Annotated in this window: 11 protein-coding genes and 1 pseudogene; 10 read left to right on the plus strand and 2 right to left on the minus strand. The window is 34.3% G+C overall.

The features are described 5' to 3' along the window. Nucleotides 1–63: 63 nt before the first annotated feature. From JF259_RS02725 to JF259_RS02770, 10 genes and pseudogenes are all read left to right on the plus strand, one after another. The gene (locus JF259_RS02725; RefSeq protein ID WP_199113049.1) at nt 64–1,296 is read left to right on the plus strand and encodes an alpha-L-fucosidase; all 1,233 of its coding nucleotides are present in this window, start codon (nt 64–66) and stop codon (nt 1,294–1,296) included. 38 nt (nt 1,297–1,334) lie between these two features. After that, nucleotides 1,335–3,866 carry a hypothetical protein gene (locus JF259_RS02730; RefSeq protein WP_199113051.1) on the plus strand — a complete coding sequence of 844 codons (2,532 nt, stop codon included), beginning with the start codon at nt 1,335–1,337 and terminating at the stop codon, nt 3,864–3,866. A gap of 10 nt (nt 3,867–3,876) precedes the next feature. Next, the gene (locus JF259_RS02735) at nt 3,877–5,646 is read left to right on the plus strand and encodes an FAD-dependent oxidoreductase (RefSeq protein ID WP_317192056.1); all 1,770 of its coding nucleotides are present in this window, start codon (nt 3,877–3,879) and stop codon (nt 5,644–5,646) included. A gap of 95 nt (nt 5,647–5,741) precedes the next feature. Beyond that, the gene (locus JF259_RS02740) at nt 5,742–6,761 is read left to right on the plus strand and encodes a hypothetical protein (RefSeq protein WP_199113053.1); all 1,020 of its coding nucleotides are present in this window, start codon (nt 5,742–5,744) and stop codon (nt 6,759–6,761) included. Beyond that, complete coding sequence (locus JF259_RS02745; RefSeq protein WP_199113055.1) at nt 6,761–8,203, plus strand: carbon starvation CstA family protein; 1,443 nt, start codon at nt 6,761–6,763, stop codon at nt 8,201–8,203. Before JF259_RS02740 ends, JF259_RS02745 begins: the two co-directional genes overlap by 1 nt. Further along, the gene (locus JF259_RS02750; protein ID WP_199113057.1) at nt 8,200–11,556 is read left to right on the plus strand and encodes a VCBS repeat-containing protein; all 3,357 of its coding nucleotides are present in this window, start codon (nt 8,200–8,202) and stop codon (nt 11,554–11,556) included. The genes JF259_RS02745 and JF259_RS02750 overlap by 4 nt, the downstream gene beginning before the upstream one ends. Nucleotides 11,557–11,714: 158 nt before the next feature. Continuing rightward, a pseudogene (locus tag JF259_RS02755) lies at nt 11,715–11,993 on the plus strand (phage integrase SAM-like domain-containing protein); the annotation flags it as partial. A gap of 700 nt (nt 11,994–12,693) precedes the next feature. Continuing rightward, nucleotides 12,694–13,107: an HYC_CC_PP family protein gene (locus JF259_RS02760; protein WP_449618955.1), complete on the plus strand. Its 414-nt coding sequence runs from the start codon at nt 12,694–12,696 to the stop codon at nt 13,105–13,107. A 77-nt stretch (nt 13,108–13,184) separates the two neighbouring features. Next, a complete protein-coding gene (locus tag JF259_RS02765; protein ID WP_199113061.1) occupies nt 13,185–15,431 on the plus strand; it encodes a TonB-dependent receptor in 2,247 nt (748 codons plus the stop codon). Nucleotides 15,432–15,454: 23 nt separating this feature from the next. After that, on the plus strand, nt 15,455–15,802 hold the full coding sequence (locus JF259_RS02770) for a heavy-metal-associated domain-containing protein (RefSeq protein ID WP_199113068.1): 348 nt from the start codon (nt 15,455–15,457) through the stop codon (nt 15,800–15,802). Between the two features lie 321 nt (nt 15,803–16,123). Here the strand turns inward: JF259_RS02770 and JF259_RS02775 are convergent, their stop codons facing one another. Together JF259_RS02775 and JF259_RS02780 are read right to left on the minus strand one after the other, a co-directional pair. Then, nucleotides 16,124–16,324, minus strand: a complete 201-nt coding sequence (locus JF259_RS02775; RefSeq protein ID WP_199113070.1) for a hypothetical protein — start codon at nt 16,322–16,324, stop codon at nt 16,124–16,126. A gap of 146 nt (nt 16,325–16,470) precedes the next feature. Continuing rightward, nucleotides 16,471–16,908 carry a hypothetical protein gene (locus tag JF259_RS02780; protein WP_199113072.1) on the minus strand — a complete coding sequence of 146 codons (438 nt, stop codon included), beginning with the start codon at nt 16,906–16,908 and terminating at the stop codon, nt 16,471–16,473. Nucleotides 16,909–17,694: the final 786 nt, after the last annotated feature.

Raw genomic sequence — 17,694 nt, forward strand, 5'->3', positions numbered from 1 at the left:
TAATTTTTGGGAAATTTTTGTTAGAAATTAAGGAATCTTCAAAAATCACATAAAAGAAAGTTCATGAAGTATATGTTTGGATTAGCAAGGATGTTTTTTTTAGCAATGTTTTTTTTAATAGTAAGCTGTAATGAACCAAAGCAAGATATCCCCTATTTTTTAAAAGATTATAAAGAAACTTTCCAAAATAACCCACGTGAAGCGGCTCTACAATGGTTTGATGATGCACGTTTGGGAATGTTTATACATTGGGGAGTTTGGGGGCTTAAACATGCTGAGTGGGCTATGTTTAATCAAAGCATTCCGCTTTCAGAATATAAAATATTAGCAAAAAATTTTAAAGGCAATAGCTTCGATGCAGAAGCCATTGTTACCTTGGCCAAATCAAGTGGGATGAATTACATTACATTTGTAGCCAAGCACCATGATGGTTTTTCGTTATGGGATAGTAACTATACCAACTGGGATAGTATGGACTATCCAGCAAAGCGAGATTTTTTAAAAGAATTATCAGATGCCTGTCGCAAAAATAATATACCGCTATTCATCTATTATTCTATAGGAATCGATTGGACACACCCTTTTTTTATTCCTCGTGAAAATTATGTGTATGCAAGACCTAATTACAAGGAAACACCCGACTATTTTTTATATAAATCTCCAAAAGATTTTGAAAAATACCGTGAATTCTGTAAAAATCAATTAAAAGAACTATCTACAAATTATGGCGATGTTGCTGGCTTTTGGTTTGATACTTTAGGAGGTGTATTGGCTAATGACGAGTTATTCAATATGCAGGAATTTTACGATGTTATTCATCAATATCAACCACATGCATTAATACATTTCAAAACAGGAGCTACAGGTACCGAAGATGTTCTTGTAGGAGAACGCGAGTTAAAATCGATTAGCATTCACTACCAAGGTGATGAGCCAGAAAAGATAAAAATACGACAACTTTCGGATAAGGTATGGAAAGAAAATAAATTTAAAAAAGCAGAAATAGCTGTTACCAGTCAAGGGAGTTGGGCCTGGACTCCAACGAATAATTGTAGAGCCTCTGATGAGCTTTATGCCATGTTAGCGCATGCATCAAACAACAATGCAAACCTATTACTTAATGTAGGCCTAAAACCAGATGGAGCTATTCCAAAAGATGTAGAAAAAGAATTTCGTTTATTGGGCAAGCGAATTCAAGAAGATGGGTACCCTATTTTAAATAAAAAAAACTGGAAAACCCTAAGGGGGGAAGATGTGTCGGTTGATTCGACAGAGATTAATAAAACAGCTCGTTAAGAATAAAAGAATCTAAATTTTAAATACCATAAATAATTATGTTTAAAAAACACGCACTTATCGCTTTATGTTTTTTTGTGTTTATCGTTGTTTCATGTGGCAAGATTAAGCATGAGGAAAAATCAAAAATTGAGGTAATGACCAAGAATGGTGAAATTACGTCAATACATGATAACCGAAAAATTAGTGGCATTTATCCACATTTAACAACCTATGCCCATGGAAGAATAGATGGGACATACGGTTTTGGTAATGAATGTGGCATAGGAGCTTTGGCGGTATGGAACAATAAACTTTATATGCTTAATTATGCGGCACACCAGCCTAAAGGGAGTGAGCATAAACTTTATATTGTTGATGAGGATATGAACATGCAAATTTTTGAGGGAAGTATTGGAGGTACACCAGCTGCAAGAATGGTGCATCAGGAGTCTAATCAATTGTTTATTGGGCCTTATGCAATAGATAGTATTGGTCAAGTTAGAGTTATACCATATACAGATATGGAAGGAAGGCTCACAGCTATTGGCAGACATTTAAAAGATCCTGAAAATATGGTGTATTATTACGATATGGAAGGAATGCTATATGAGGTTAACGTCCATACATTAGAAGTTAATAAATTATTTCATGACCCCTTACCAGGTTGGCATGGTAAAGGCGGTTATACCAGTCAGGGACGATTTGTGGTTTCAAATAATGGAGAACATGCCAGTGAAGGGCGTGTAACCCATGATGATGATAATTGGGAGAGTGAACACTATAAGTGGATGGATAGTTGGAAGATTGAAAAAGATAATGTTTTTGGCCCTGAAAACTTGGGTATTTTGGCAGAATTTGATGGGGATAATTTTAAAGTAGTGGAAAGAAGACAATATACCGATGTAACCACCAAGCATGGTATTTATGCCATTCCAAATGATCAATCTCCTCTTTGGGCAATGGGGTGGGATAATAAATCGGTTAGACTAAAAGTGTTAGATCAAGGAGAATGGTATACCTATTTATTGCCTAAAGCCACATATAATAACGATCCGCCACATGGTTGGTTTACAGAATGGCCACGTATAAGATCAGTTGGGAATGGTAAAATGATGATGGATATGCATGGTATGTTCTTTGATTTTCCAGAGACATTTTCAGCAGCCAATACGGCAGGGATTAAGCCCATGGGTTCACATTTACGATACATCCCAGATTTTGTAAACTGGAACGGTCAAATTGTTTTGGCCACAGATGAGACTAGTATCCATGGCAACCCTTTGTCAGGACAGCCACAATCAAATTTATGGTTTGGTAGTTATGAACAACTATCTAATTGGGGGCCAGCATCGGGGTATGGAGCCATTTGGTTAAAAGAAGAGGTTTCTGCAAATAAACCTTCAGACCAATTTTTAATATCAGGATTTCATAACAGAATGGTTCATTTTAAAAATCATACAGATAAACCTGTTAAAATTACCATGGAAATTGATAAAAATGGAGATAATAATTGGATCAAGCTTAAAGATATAGATCTAGAAGCAGGAAACTATAAGTATTACATTTTCGATACATCTTTGAAAGCAGAATGGTTAAGGTTGATTCCTGAGACATCATTAAAAGTGACGGCCTCAGTTCATTTAACAGATTCAAATTTAAAAGATGCGTCAGAGGGGAAGGAATTATTTTCAGCTTTAGCAGATATAGATTATTCAGGAAAGGTAAATCATGCCAAGCTCTATACTAATAAAACCAATTTCAATTTAAGTGTTTATAACGGAACTATTGAAAATGGTCAATTTAATAAGACAAATGAGCTTGAATTTACCAAATTCAATTTTAATTTCATTGAAAATATTACCGATAGTAACTCGGTAAAAGCTTTAAAGATGAAAAATATTTGGTCTGAGGATGAAGCATCAATTATTCTTAACGCCAAAAACTATAGACTGCGACTGCCAAAGGGCAATGGGAATTATTCTGAAATCATGCCTTCTGGTACTGCAAGGGTAGTGCGTGAAATTGAATCTGAACGTGAATTAGCCAATATAGGAGGTACTTTTTACGAGTTGCCGTTGTTTAAAGTGGGACAGGAACCACGATATAAAATGATGCGCCCGGTCTCGACCCATGGCAAGCAAATTTCAGAGTTTAATACTTGGAATGGTCTTTTGGTATTAAGTGGTGTTAAAAAAGAAGCAAAAGCTTCCGAAAATGTTTATGTCTCTGAAGATGGAGAAGCTAGTCTTTGGTTTGGAGGCATTGATGATATTTGGAGTTTTGGCAAACCAATTGGTGAAGGCGGTCCATGGAAGAACTCCAAAGTAAAGGCTAATGAATTGTCTGATATGTATTTAATGACCGGCTATGATAAGAAGGCCTTAACATTAAAAGTTGATAAGGATGCTGAAATAACATTACTTATTCATATCAATCATTATTTAGATGAGCCAGTAGAGTACAAAACATTTAGTTTAAAAGCCGGGGAAACTTTTGAGCATAAATTCCCAGATGGATTTAGTGCACATTGGATACAGTTAAAAACGAATAAAGACTGTACTGCTACCGCTTGGTTTGTTTACGAATAATAGACGTAATGTGAATAAAGTAAATCTAATACTGCTTATAGGTTTATATCTTATATGTGCTAATAGTAAGGCACAAAATTTATTGATAGAAGCCGAAAGCTTTATTAATAAAGGAGGGTGGGTTGTAGATCCTCAGTTTGTAGAACAAATGGGATCTCCATATCTAATGGCACATGGTATGGGGATTCCAGTAACAAATGCCTCTACGAGAATAGCATTCAATGAAAAAGGAATGTATCATGTTTGGGCTCGAACTAAAAATTGGGTTCCTGGAAATTGGGATGCTCCCGGACAATTTAAAATAATTGTTAATGGGAAGGCTTTAAAAAAGACATTAGGTGTTACCACGGGATGGTCATGGGAGTATGCTGGAAAAGTAAAAATAAAATCTAACGATGTCGACATACAACTATCCGATTTGACGGGATTTAACGGTAGGTGCGACGCTCTCTATTTCAGTACGTCAAAAAAAATACCAAGCGATGCGGAAACAAACTTGGATGCGTGGAGAAAGGCAAAGTTAGGAGAGACCATAGCTCCAAAAGAGCAAAAAGCATACGATCTGGTGATAACAGGAGGCGGCCTGGCGGGTTGTGCAGCTGCAATTGCTGCCGCCGAACAAGGGTTAAAAGTAGCTTTAATTCACGATAGGCCAGTATTAGGGGGTAATGCGAGTGAAGAAATACGCGTACACACCTTGGGTATTTATGGAAAGTATGAACGTATCTTAAAAATGATTGATACTAAACACTATCCCAATGGTTCATTTGAGGCCAGATATGATCAGGAAAAACGTGATAGAAATGTTAAGAGCTTTAAAAATATTGATCTCTTTTTAGATTGGAGAGCTTACGATGCTGTTGCACACAATAATACCATAAAGCATGTTGATGCAAGGCATACCGCTACAGGAGAGCGAATTCGCTTTACTGCACCACGATTTGTTGATTCTACAGGCGATGGATGGATTGGTTTTTGGGCAGGAGCTGAGTTTTCTTATGGAAGGGAAAGTGCCAGTACTTACGGAGAAGCTTGGGATGAATGGGGAGAGTTGTGGAGTCCTGAAGAAGCAGACAATTTTGTGATGGGATCCTCTGTGCTTTGGCAAAATGAAAAAACAAATGAAGTGCATGCTTTTCCCCAATTACCTTGGGCTTCAAGTATAGCTAAAGACCATAAGGCTATTGCTGGTGAATGGTATTGGGAGTTTTCTAGAAATGATTTACATCAAATTCATGATGCAGAAGAAATAAGAGACCATATGTTACGTGCTATATTCGGATCATTTTCTAATGCGAAAAAATTGGAAGAAAATAAGAATTACAAACTACAATGGGTGTCTTATTTAGTGGGGAAAAGAGAATCCAGAAGATTAATAGGAGACTATATATATACTTTTAATGATGTAAAAACACACACAAAATTTAAAGATGCTGTAGTTGAAGAGGTAAGAGAAGTAGATGTTCATTACCAAAGAAATTTAAAAGATAGTAAAGAACCAGATTTTCTTTCGGAAGCTATCTTTTATGAAACAGAAAAATATTATATCCCTTATAGAAGTTTATATTCTAAAAATATAGATAATTTGTTTATGGCAGGGCGAAATTTTAGCTGCTCCCATATTGGCTTGGGAGGGCCAAGGGTAATGTTAACAACTGGGCAAATGGGGGCTGCTGTAGGACTTGCAGCCGCAATATGTAATAAGCACAATGCTACCCCAAGAGAAGTTTATACCATGCACCTTGAAGAATATCTGGATTTAATAGAAAAGCAACAATAATAATGTATAAGTCTTTAGCATTCATAGCTCTTTTTTTTATTGTCATGGGGTTTCGAAATCAAAAAAAAAGGGATTATAACCCCATGTTTTTTAACATGACCAATGAATTAAAAGACATTGCCAAAGATGAACCCGTTTTTAAATTTGAAGTAAAGAGTTTAGACACTGCTTATAGTGCTCAAATAAATCATGATGTTAGATTGTTGTCTAATAGTAATGGAGAGCCAAGGGTATTTTTCTCGGACATAGAAACTTCAGTATGTGCAGATGGAGAGTGCAAATTAGCCAATATCAAAGTTTATTGGAATTTACTAGGCAATTATGTAGGTTACGGTATACACCCAGAACTTCCTCTTACTAAGTATGAACATGATACCTTTGAAAGAGAAGACTATGCAAAGCTTCATCAATTGTTATTGGATGAAAACTCTATTCTCAAAAGAAGGAAAATAACTGATTTAATTGATAAAATACCTGTTTCTCCTTCTAATATTGATTCAAAAGATCTTGATGGAATTTCTGGAGCCACCAAAAAGGAAATAAAAGAATCGGTAGTTAAAGGTGGGTTGTATTCATGTTATACCTTGTGGCATATTGTACATGGTGAGGCTAAAGAAAAAATAAAGACGTACTTGCAATCGATAAACACTCCAGCCCTTAATACATACTTTTTATATGCCCCCTATAGAGATTACCAAATTTATGCTCTGAAGCAATTAAATAAAGCAGAATTTAAAGAGCATTCAAAACAAATTGCCAGTATATTTCAATCAACAGATGCTTTAACGAGAACTTATGTCTTAAAAAAGATACCAGAAGACGTTTTGTCTGAACAAAGAACAACATCACAGTTCTATGATGTCTTTCCACATATAGACATTAATTCCAGGACCCTCTTGATTAAAAAATTAAAAGATGCAAATTCAACTGCAGTAGAAATAGTGTCGAAACATGTAGGTTACATGACAAAGAATCAACTAAGCATGTATTTAAAATATTTAGAAGAAACCTATGAAAGCTTAAACGGGGGAGTTAAATATAATTTGATAAAAGCAAGTAATTCTAAGAGGTATGCTTATAGCTATTTAATAAAAGAATATTTAAAAAACAGATAATGATATCATTTGTAATTTCAATTTCAGTATTAATTATTGGGTATTATACTTATGGCAAGTTTATTGAAAAAGTCTTTGGAGTGCAAAAGGATCGAAAGACTCCAGCATTTAGGCTTCAAGATAATGTAGACTATATGCCTCTGTCCGCATGGCGTATTTTTATGATTCAATTTTTAAATATTGCTGGGCTGGGGCCTATTTTTGGTGCTATAGCTGGTGCCATGTACGGCCCGTCAGCATTTTTATGGATAGTGTTGGGTAGTATATTCGCTGGGGCGGTTCATGATTATTTTTCAGGAATGCTTTCAGTACGCCATGATGGGTTAAGCATCAGTGAAGTAGTAGGGGTTTATTTAGGCCCTAAGACAAAGCATGTCATGCGATTTTTTACCGTCATACTTTTAATTTTTGTTGGAACCGTATTCTTAGTGGGGCCAGCAAAGATAATTGATGGGATGACGAGTAATCAATGGGGTGTTTGGGGTTGGGTAACCATTATTTTAGTGTACTATATTTTGTCTACTTTATTACCTATAGATAAGCTTATTAGTAAACTATATCCAATTTTCGGAATTGCTATGCTATTAATGGCTCTAGGACTTTTAGGAGCGCTCTTTTTTGGTAACTATCAAATTCCTGAGCTTGTTCCAGGAAACTTAATTAATATGACAACCAATCCAGAAGAGACGCCTATTTTCCCTATGCTTTTCGTAACTATTGCCTGCGGAGCCATATCTGGCTTTCACGCCACGCAGTCTCCCTTAATGGCTCGTTGTATAAAGAATGAAAAGAATGGAAGGAAAATTTTCTTTGGAACGATGATTACTGAAGGGATTGTAGCCTTGATTTGGGCAGCAGCAGCCATGACATTTTTTGGAAATGTAGAAGGTTTAAATATAGCCATGCTTGAAAATAATAATAATGCTGCCTGGGCAGCAAACGAAATATCCTTAAACATGCTTGGAGGTGTTGGTGGGTTTTTAGCATTATTAGGTATAGTGGCAGCACCAATTACGTCTGGAGATACGGCATTTCGTTCTGCCAGACTTATATTATCAGATGTCTTTAAGTCTAACCAAAAGAAAATTAAAAACCGATTATATATTAGTTTCCCTCTTTTTATAATTGCCTTTATATTAACTCAAATCGACTTCGGGGTTATATGGCGCTATTTTGCATGGAGCAATCAAACATTGGCAACAGTAGTACTTTGGACAATTACAGCGTATTTGATTTTTGAAAATAAAACCTATTGGGTAACCATGATACCTGCAATGTTTATGACCATGGTTTGTAGTACATATATCTTAATTGCCCCAGAAGGTTTTGAATTAGCTAATGATGTAGCATACATTGGAGGTTGTATAATCACATTATTAATAACCTTCTTTTTCTGGAGCTATACAGTAAAGGAAAAAAGATATTTAATTAATGAAATATGATAATAAAGAATAGAAATTCACAGATGGTATTCATGCTTATACTGTCTATATTGTTACTTATAAGGTGTAAGGATGAAAAGCTTCCAGAACATAAAATTGAGACTCAATCATTGTTCACGGTTTTAGGATTTGAAGACACTGGCATTAATTTTAACAATAAGTTAAATGAAACCACCTCAATGAATAGTTTCTATTACGAATATTTTTATAATGGAGCTGGAGTAGCAGTTGCCGATTTCAATAATGATGGCTTGCAAGATATTTATTTTACCAGCAATCTTCGTAGCAATAGACTATACCTTAATCAAGGAGGATTAAAATTTAAAAACGTAAGTATTAAAGCCAATGCTCAAGGGAATAAAGGTTTTGCAACAGGGGTAGCTATTGTCGACATAAACAATGACGGGTTAAAAGATATTTATATTTTGAAATCGGGTAGGTTTGAAACCGATGAGCCTTTAAGAAATGAATTACTTATTAATAAAGGTGTGGATGAAAATAAGATTCCAATATTTGAAGAAAATGCCAAGGCATATAACTTAGACTTACCGCATCACTCTACACAAGCCTCTTTTTTTGATTATGACCGAGACGGCGATTTAGACATGTTTCTTATTAACCATAACATTGACGTTTATGAAATGCTTGAGACTAAAACAGTAATGAAGGGTCAATCTGAAAAAATTGGAGAAAAGCTATACCGAAACGATAACGGAACATTTGTTAATGTTACTAAAGAAGCTGGAATTATTAGTAATAACTTAGGTTTTGGCTTAGGTGTTGCTATTGGAGATGTAAATAATGATGGATGGCCTGATGTGTATATAGGTAATGATTACTACGAAAAAGATCATCTTTATTTAAATAATCAAGATGGAACATTTACAGAAGCATCAAAAACGGCTTTTGGCCATATCTCAACCTTTTCAATGGGAAATGATATAGCCGATATAAATAATGATGGCTTTTTAGACATCATTTCATTAGATATGATGGCCGATGATAATTATGGTCAAAAAGCAAGTATGAGTGGAATGAATGTAGCTGGCTTTAGTTTGATTGAAGAGCTAGGGCTCCACAGGCAATATATGTATAATGCACTTCAAGTAAATAACGGCACAATTCCAGATACTAATATTCCTGTATTTTCAGATATAGCTCAATTGGCAAATATTTCAAGTACCGACTGGAGTTGGGCGCCTTTACTAATGGATATGAATAATGATGGGCTTCGCGATATTTTTATTTCTAATGGTATAAAAAGAGATTTTAGAAATAACGATTTTTTAATTTACCTAGAAAAGAAATATCAAGAAGGAATAAAAAAAGAAGAGGTGAACTTAAAAGACCATGTAGAAGACCTGTTAAGTAAACTGCCAGAACGTAAAAAGAGAAATCACTTTTATTTGAATGGAAATAACTTAATGTTTCATAAACAACATTTTGATCAACCCTTATCTTCTTCGAATGGTGCAGCCTATGCAGATTTTGATAATGATGGTGACTTAGATATTATTGTTAACAACACAGACGATTTTGCACATTTATATCGAAATAACCAAAAGGAAAATAATTTCCTAAAAGTAAATCTAAGAGGAACTAAAAATAATATTGATGCCATTGGTGCGCGCATAGAAATTATAGCGGGAGGACAATCTTATATGGCTGAAAACTATTATACACGAGGTTATCAGTCTTCCATGGCTTCGGCAATACACTTTGGGATCGGAAAAGCAAAAAAGATAGAATCACTAAAAGTAATTTGGCCAGATGGTAAATCGCAAAAGTTATCAGATATCAATATTAATAAAGAGATAACAATCTCTTACGCTCCGAACATCAATAATAGTATTGAAGACACAGATAAAAAATTTATATTTCAGAATATAACTGCTAAAAACACACCTATTAAACATCAAGAGAATATATTCAACGATTTTAATAGAGAAAGTTTATTGCCTCATAAAATGTCTGAAGAAGGTCCGGCTTTAGCTGTAGGAGATGTGAATTCTGATGGCTTGGACGATTTTTATATTGGAGGTGCAAAAGGTTTTCCAGGCGCATTATATGTTCAAAATACCAATGGAGGCTTTGCTAATTCAAATTCAATATTATTTCAAAAAGAAAAAGGATATGAGGATGTAGACGCAGAATTTTTTGATGTAGATTCTGACGGCGATTTAGATTTGTATGTAGTGAGTGGTAGCAATGAGTTTAAAGAAAACTCAAAGTATTACTCAGACCGCATATATCTCAATACAAATGGGGAATTTACTAAAGTTGTTGCTCCGTTCAAAAATAGTAATGCTATTAGCGGATCTGTCGTAAGACCATATGATTATGATTTAGATGGTGATTTAGATCTTTTTATTGGAGGAAGACAAGTACCTGGAAAATATCCCTATCCGGCAACAAGTGTTATCCTAAGAAATGATTCTAAGGATGGAAATATTCAATTTGTTGATATCAGGGCAGAAGCGTTATATGAAATTGGAATGGTAACTGATGCACATTGGGCAGATATTGATGGCGATAAAATAAAAGATTTAATAGTCGTTGGCGAATGGATGTCAATTAGAATATTAAAATATATTAATGGAACATTTTCTGATATTACTGAAACAGCGGGTCTAAATAATGACATTGGTTGGTGGTTTGGTGTTGAAATAGCAGATTTTGATAATGACGGAGATATAGACATTATTGCTGGAAATTTGGGGTTAAATAGCAAGTATAAAGCTTCAGAAAAAGAGCCTTTCGAAATTTTCGCTAAGGACTTCGATCAAACAGGATCTATAGACATCGTGTTGGGGTATCATCAAGAAGGGGAATTGTACCCTTTAAGGGGAAGGGAATGTAGCTCTAACCAAATGCCTTTTATTAAAAAGAAATTCCCGACATATCATGATTTTGCTTCAGCTAAATTAGTTGATGTCTATGGTGAGGAAAAAATACAATCAGCACTTCATTATAAGGCTACATCTTTTGCTACGAGTTATTTTGAGAATAAAGGAAATGGAACATTTATAAAAAAACAATTGCCAAATCAAGTACAGACAACGGCCATAACAAATATTATTAGCGAAGACATTGATGAAGACGGAAATTTAGATCTTGTTTTACTGGGGAATATGTATGGTTTTGAAGTTGAAACCCCTAGACAAGATGCTGGCTATGGTCTTTATATGAAGGGAGGTGGAAAAGGCAATTTTAATCCAATTGCACCTTTTGATAGTGGACTATATGTTTTTGGAAATGTTTCAGATGCCAAGTTTATTAAGATGATAGGCGGTAAAAAAACAATCATTATTGCAAAGAATAATGAGGCTGTTCAATTTGTACAAATAAATTAGATTTAGCAGAAGGTTTAACTGCTTTAATGTCAAAATACTCTAAAATCCCTTCTGGTAAAAAGTAGCTAAGTAAGTCTGTTGATTCCAATCCTTTTTTTAACAAGAATCTTAAAATCTAGTTTGAGCCCCAACTTTTTGTTTGATCCAAAAAGAACTATTTCACTACCCATAAATACATTTTCCTTTTCCTAAAGCAAGAACACAGGATAACGGATATATTCCTTTGTGAATTTAATTATAAGTTCATCATTGATTTTGAGCGCTTTTTGCGCCATCAAAAAGACATGGGTAACAATACCGTCATGAAACATATAGAACGTATAAGGAAGATGGTCACTCTGGCTTATAATATGGAATCGCTAGATAAAGACCCGTTTGTAAAGTTTGAAGCCAAATATGAAAAGGAGGAACGTTGTTTTTTACAGTGGAGGAACTAACCCTTATAGAGAACAAGGTTTTTGGAATAGGCATGCTCCAACTGATCAAGGATTTGTTCATTTTCAGTTGCTATATCGGGCTTTTCTATGGGGGTGTCATGGGGTTGACAACCTATGACTTGCGCAAGGAAATAGATGGCAAGCTTTGGATACATTCAAGTAGGGAAAAGATCAAGGTTCCTATAAAACTCCATTGCTTTTGAAGGTATTGGAGATTATAGATAAGTATAAAGCACATTCAAATTCCCAAACAAGGCATACCTTGTTTCATACCATTTCTAATCAAAAACTTAATTTCTATTTAAAGGAGATAACCGATGTTTGTCGAATAAAAAAAAACTAACCTTCCATATTACGCGCCACACTTTTGCTACAACGGTTATACTTTCCAATGGTGCTCCTATTGAAACGAAAGAACAATGGGAATATGGACAAGTTAAAAATAATACTTTTTAAGCCTAAAAATACAGTTCCCTTTCGACATGCTCCTGAAAAAATGATAGTAGTGCGTGGAAAGGGAATCAAATTACTATTTCTATAAACATGGTCTTTATGAGATAATAAAATTGAGAATAATAATTTGTCAGGAACATTAATATATTAAGAGCTTTGTCCAATTTACAATATTTAATAGCATAAACTTTGTGTTTTTAATGTTTTTAGAGAAGGCTACAATAACCTTTTTTCATATTTTTGAGTTGTGATAAAACAAATTTTACATCAAACGTGTTCAATAGCATTAACAATTTTAATGTTAATTACAACAGCTTCTTTTACTGTTCAAAAGCGCTATTGTCATGATGATTTAATAGGTGTTACGGTTTTTAGTCACATGGATGAATGCAACGAAAAAACAGTAGGTGTTACGTCAAGTCATTCAGAACGTGTAAAGTGCTGTAAGGACGAAATAGATTTTTTTAAAGGTCAGGATACCATTAAGAATCCTTCTGATAATGACTATCAATATGTACAAAAGTTAGTTGTGACAGCTTTTGTATATGTTTATGAAAACCTTTTTACGAGCTTACCACAACAAATAACGTTGTTTAGGGACTATGCACCGCCCGACATAATTTTAGACAGACAAGCCTTGCATCAGGTTTTTCTTATTTGATTTTTAAGTTATTCATTTATCGTCAACTAATGCTGTTGGTTGATGCACTATTGTATTAACTTAAAATTTAACTCTCTGTGAAAAAAATAATAACACTTCTACTATTTATACCGTTTATAAGTGTTGCACAAGAACAATTAAACGGACGAATATTTATAGCCAATGAAGAAGATCCCATGCCTCTTGCAGGAGCAAATGTATATTGGCTCCATACCACAATTGGTACAGTGACCGACTTAGATGGAAATTTTTCGATTCCTAGCAGTAAAGATTCCAAAGAATTAATCATAAGCTATGTGGGCTTTAAAACCGATACTTTGAAGATAAACGCTATAAAGCCTATTCATCACTATTTGCATCCAACGAATAATTTAGATGAGGTTGAAGTAACTACAAGGAAAAAATCAACATTGATATCTTTTTTAAACTCTCAAAACCTTGTCACTATGAATAGTGAGGAATTGCTAAAATCGGCTTGCTGTAATCTATGTGAAAGTTTTGAAACCAATCCTTCTATTGATGTAAACTATGCCGATGCCCTAACAGGAACCAGACAAATAAAGATGTTAGGATTGACGAGCCCGTATATACTAACTGCCATAGAAAGCGTACCCACAGTTAGGGGAGCTGCACAAATGTATGGTCTGAGTTTCGTTCCTGGTACCTGGGTAGAGAGTATTCAGATTACTAAGGGTACCGGCAGTGTTATTAGTGGTTTTGAAAGCATCGCAGGTCAAATCAACGCTAAACTTCAAAAGCCTGTGGAAGACAGTAAAGTGTTCGTTAATATTTATGGTGCGGGAAATGGCAGGTTCGAACTAAATACCCATTTAAATACCAAGATTACGGATAAACTGTACACCGGACTTTTTCTTCATGGGAATATCAGGGATACTGGGTTTGATAGGAATAAAGATTCTTTTTTGGATATACCATTGGCAAAACAGGTTAACCTGATGAACCGCTGGCAATATGTAGATTTAGATAAAGGAGTTGTAAGCTTTTTAAACGTTCGGTATTTAAACGATGCCAAGCAAGCAGGGCAAACAAGTTATAACCCCGAAGCAGATAAGTTCTCTACTAATTATTGGGGAAGTGACATAGATACCAAACGTCTTGATGTATCAGGAAAGCTTAGTTATGCCAATCAGGACTTAACCTATCAGAATGTAGATATTCAGGTTAACTTTAGCACCCATAATCAGCAATCGTATTTTGGGAGAAATGTGTACAATATAAATCATAATAATTTTTATACAAGAGCTATTTACAGTTCAATTTTGGGAAGTTCGCTGCATAAATTTAAAGCTGGGCTAAATTTTTCATATGACCATTACGATGAAACAGTAGGTGTGTACACAAATACTATGGACTATGAACGAAACGAAAATAGTATAGGCGTTTTTTTTGAATATAATTATGACGATCTGGAAAATATAAACCTTACAGCAGGTATACGGATAGATAACAGCAATCTTCTGGGAACATTTTTAACCCCTAGATTGAATATGCGATACACACCTTGGGAACAAGCATCTTTTAAAACTTCCATAGGAAGCGGTAGGCGCAGTTCCAATATATTTGCAGAAAATCAAAATATGTTTGCGAGTTCAAGGTTGGTTAATCTATTGAATAGCGGTGGTAAAATTTATGGATTGGATCCAGAAATCGCTTGGAATTACGGTATATCGTTTTTACAAGGATTTAATTTGTTTGGTAGAGAAGCTGACTTGGCAGTAGATTTTTATAGAACGGACTTTAAAAACCAAGTGGTAGTAGATTGGGAGAATCCATCAGAGGTAAGCTTCTATAACCTAGATGGGGAAAGTTATGCAAATAGTTTTCAAACAGAATTAAATTATAATTTTTTGGAAGGTGTAGATTTAAGATTGGCATACAAATACTACGATGTTAAGACCCAATATACATCTGGAAAACTTACTAAGCCATTAACACCAAAACATCGTTTTTTTGCCAACGCTGCTTATAAAACAAAAATGAATGCCAAGGGCGGGCACTGGAAATTCGACACTACATATAACTGGTTGGGTGAGCAACGATTTCCTTCTACCGCCGGTAACCCTGAGCAATATAGGCTAACGGACTACACCCCTACTGTAGGAACGTTGAATGTACAAATTACAAAGGTGTTTGCTAAAAGTTTTGAAGTTTATGTAGGTGGGGAGAATATTACCAATGAAAGGATAAAGAGCCCTATTATGGGAGCTGATGATCCTTTTGGAAACTATTTTGATACTACATTTGTATATGGTCCTATTTTTGGAAGTACTTATTATGCTGGATTACGATATAGATTAAATTAACAAACAATTAAAACATAAATCTTATGAAAAAGTTATTGATTTTATTAGTGTTATTAACAGGAACGACTTCTTTTGCTCAAAATAAAAATGCGAAAGCATCCTTTGAAGTAAAAGGTGTATGCGAAATGTGTCAAACAAGAATTGAAAAAGCGTGTTTGAAAACCAAAGGAGTTAAAATAGCGAGTTGGGATGTAAAAACCCACCAATTAAAATTGGTATATAACGAGAAAAAGACCGATTTGAAAACCATTAAAAAAGCTATACTTAATGTTGGTCATGATTTAAAAGATGTTATGGCGCCAGATGAAGCATATAATAGCCTTCATGGATGCTGTAAGTATAGGGACGAAGAGGTCTTAAAAGCTCATTAAAAGAAGGACACATTAAAGTCCGAATATTGATTCGGGCTTATTTATGATAGTTTGAGAAACATGGTGTTGTGAACTTACCTTGCGATATGAATTTTTATACAAATAAAAATGAGATTAATAGTGCTGAGAGAGAGTCTAGAAGACGTTGGGGATGAATTAAAAAAACAGTTTTAGTCACAAAAATGAGTTGTTGTACATGAATGTTGTAACTAATAAATAATTAGATTAAGGTTTAGTTATTGCTAATAAGCGAAGTGAAATCAAAATAAGAATCCACGCGTTGTATATGCTGTTTGCATTTAGTGAGTGTGATTATCGGTCTCATCTTGTGGGTGCAGAAGCACCCTCATAAGCTGATTGGTTATCCATAATAAGTTCAATATCCGCTTTTTCGGTCTTGTATTTTTTTTTTGACATTAAACCGTAATAGCTCCAGTTTCTAAATATAAATGCTTTTCTTTTGCTATCCCAACTTTGTCTTCCTAGTTTAACAGAACGGGGGCAGCCTGATGCTTGGCGCAAAAACTGATCAATTTTCTACTGTACACATGGATGTGATGGGACACATAATTGCTTTCGGTTTTGTAAAGCCGGTCCATTGCTTTTAGTTTCCGTTTTCTCCCTTGGCCCGATTTATTAGCAATAGGTGTTTTTAGACATTGACTAGACTAATAAACGGCTGATGCGTGTTTTATAATCTCGTCTAATTCTTTTGAAACCTCGTAAGCCATTGCTCTTAAATTTGGAATACGTCGTTCGTCCTTTGAAAAGCTATTATAATTGTCTTTCATAATTGATATCTGTTTTAATAAATTATTTTCAGGGTTTAACAGTGTTCTTTTGGCTTCAATCTTTAGATTGATTTCTTTTATATGATCCTCTATGTCTATCAATTCCTGACGTAGTTTAGCCCGTTTTGCTTTTTCGATTTCACAATTCTGCTTTTTATGTACAAGACTATTTAAGGATTTTTTTAGATCTGTTACCTCCTTTTGTTTTTTGAGTTTAACTTCAACATATTCGAGTTTGGTGATCTTTAATTCGGCTATTGTTCGTTTAATGTTTTCTTTTATTATTGTAGAGGGGATTAATTTTTTGCTGCTCATATTTTTTGTACAAATTTAATAAGTTCGAAGGTCAGCTTTTTATTACAATTTTAATCTTAAAAAACCGTTAATTTTAGTAGCCTATTAGTAGTGTTTTGAATAGAAAATATTACCAAATAAGTGAGGAAATTGGTTGTAGAAAAGTTTAATCAATAATTTGTAAATAAACTGAAATTATTTTTGGCTCTACATGGTATAAATAAATTCTGGTAATTCAATTAATATTGTCTATAATTTCACTCCTAAAGAAAAAACAACGTTACTACAATTCCCCCTTATCAAATGTTCTTATCAAATAAGTTACCTATTCGGTTAACAAAGAAACCAGCTAAAATGTAACTTTTTGATGTTTAAAACATATAGTTGCGGTTGGTGGAATCCTGCCACCACAACGAACCTAGTAACAACTAGAATCAAAAACACTTTTAATCGTATGGTTTTCAGTGTTTTTTGTTTTTATGCATTTTATTTGATTCCAAATAAAAGCGGATCTATTCACAACAAAAAGGTGTGTAATTGTCTAATAAATAAATATTTGGGAATTAGATACATCTGAAAAACTGTTTAATGTGCTAATTATAAAAACAGATTTAGCCATTCCTTATACATCTGTATTTTTTCAATTAGAATGTGGCTATTGGAATGGGGTAGCTGAAGAAAACTTAAGAATGACATTAATAAACAAATAAAAGCAACAGAACTAAACCATATAAAAAACATAAAAACGGCTTTTTATATCTGTGTTCTTATTTTAAAAACAAGCAGGTATAAAAGTTGAATATTCTC

Source organism: Snuella sedimenti (assembly GCF_016428595.1).
GTDB lineage: Bacteria > Bacteroidota > Bacteroidia > Flavobacteriales > Flavobacteriaceae > Snuella > Snuella sedimenti.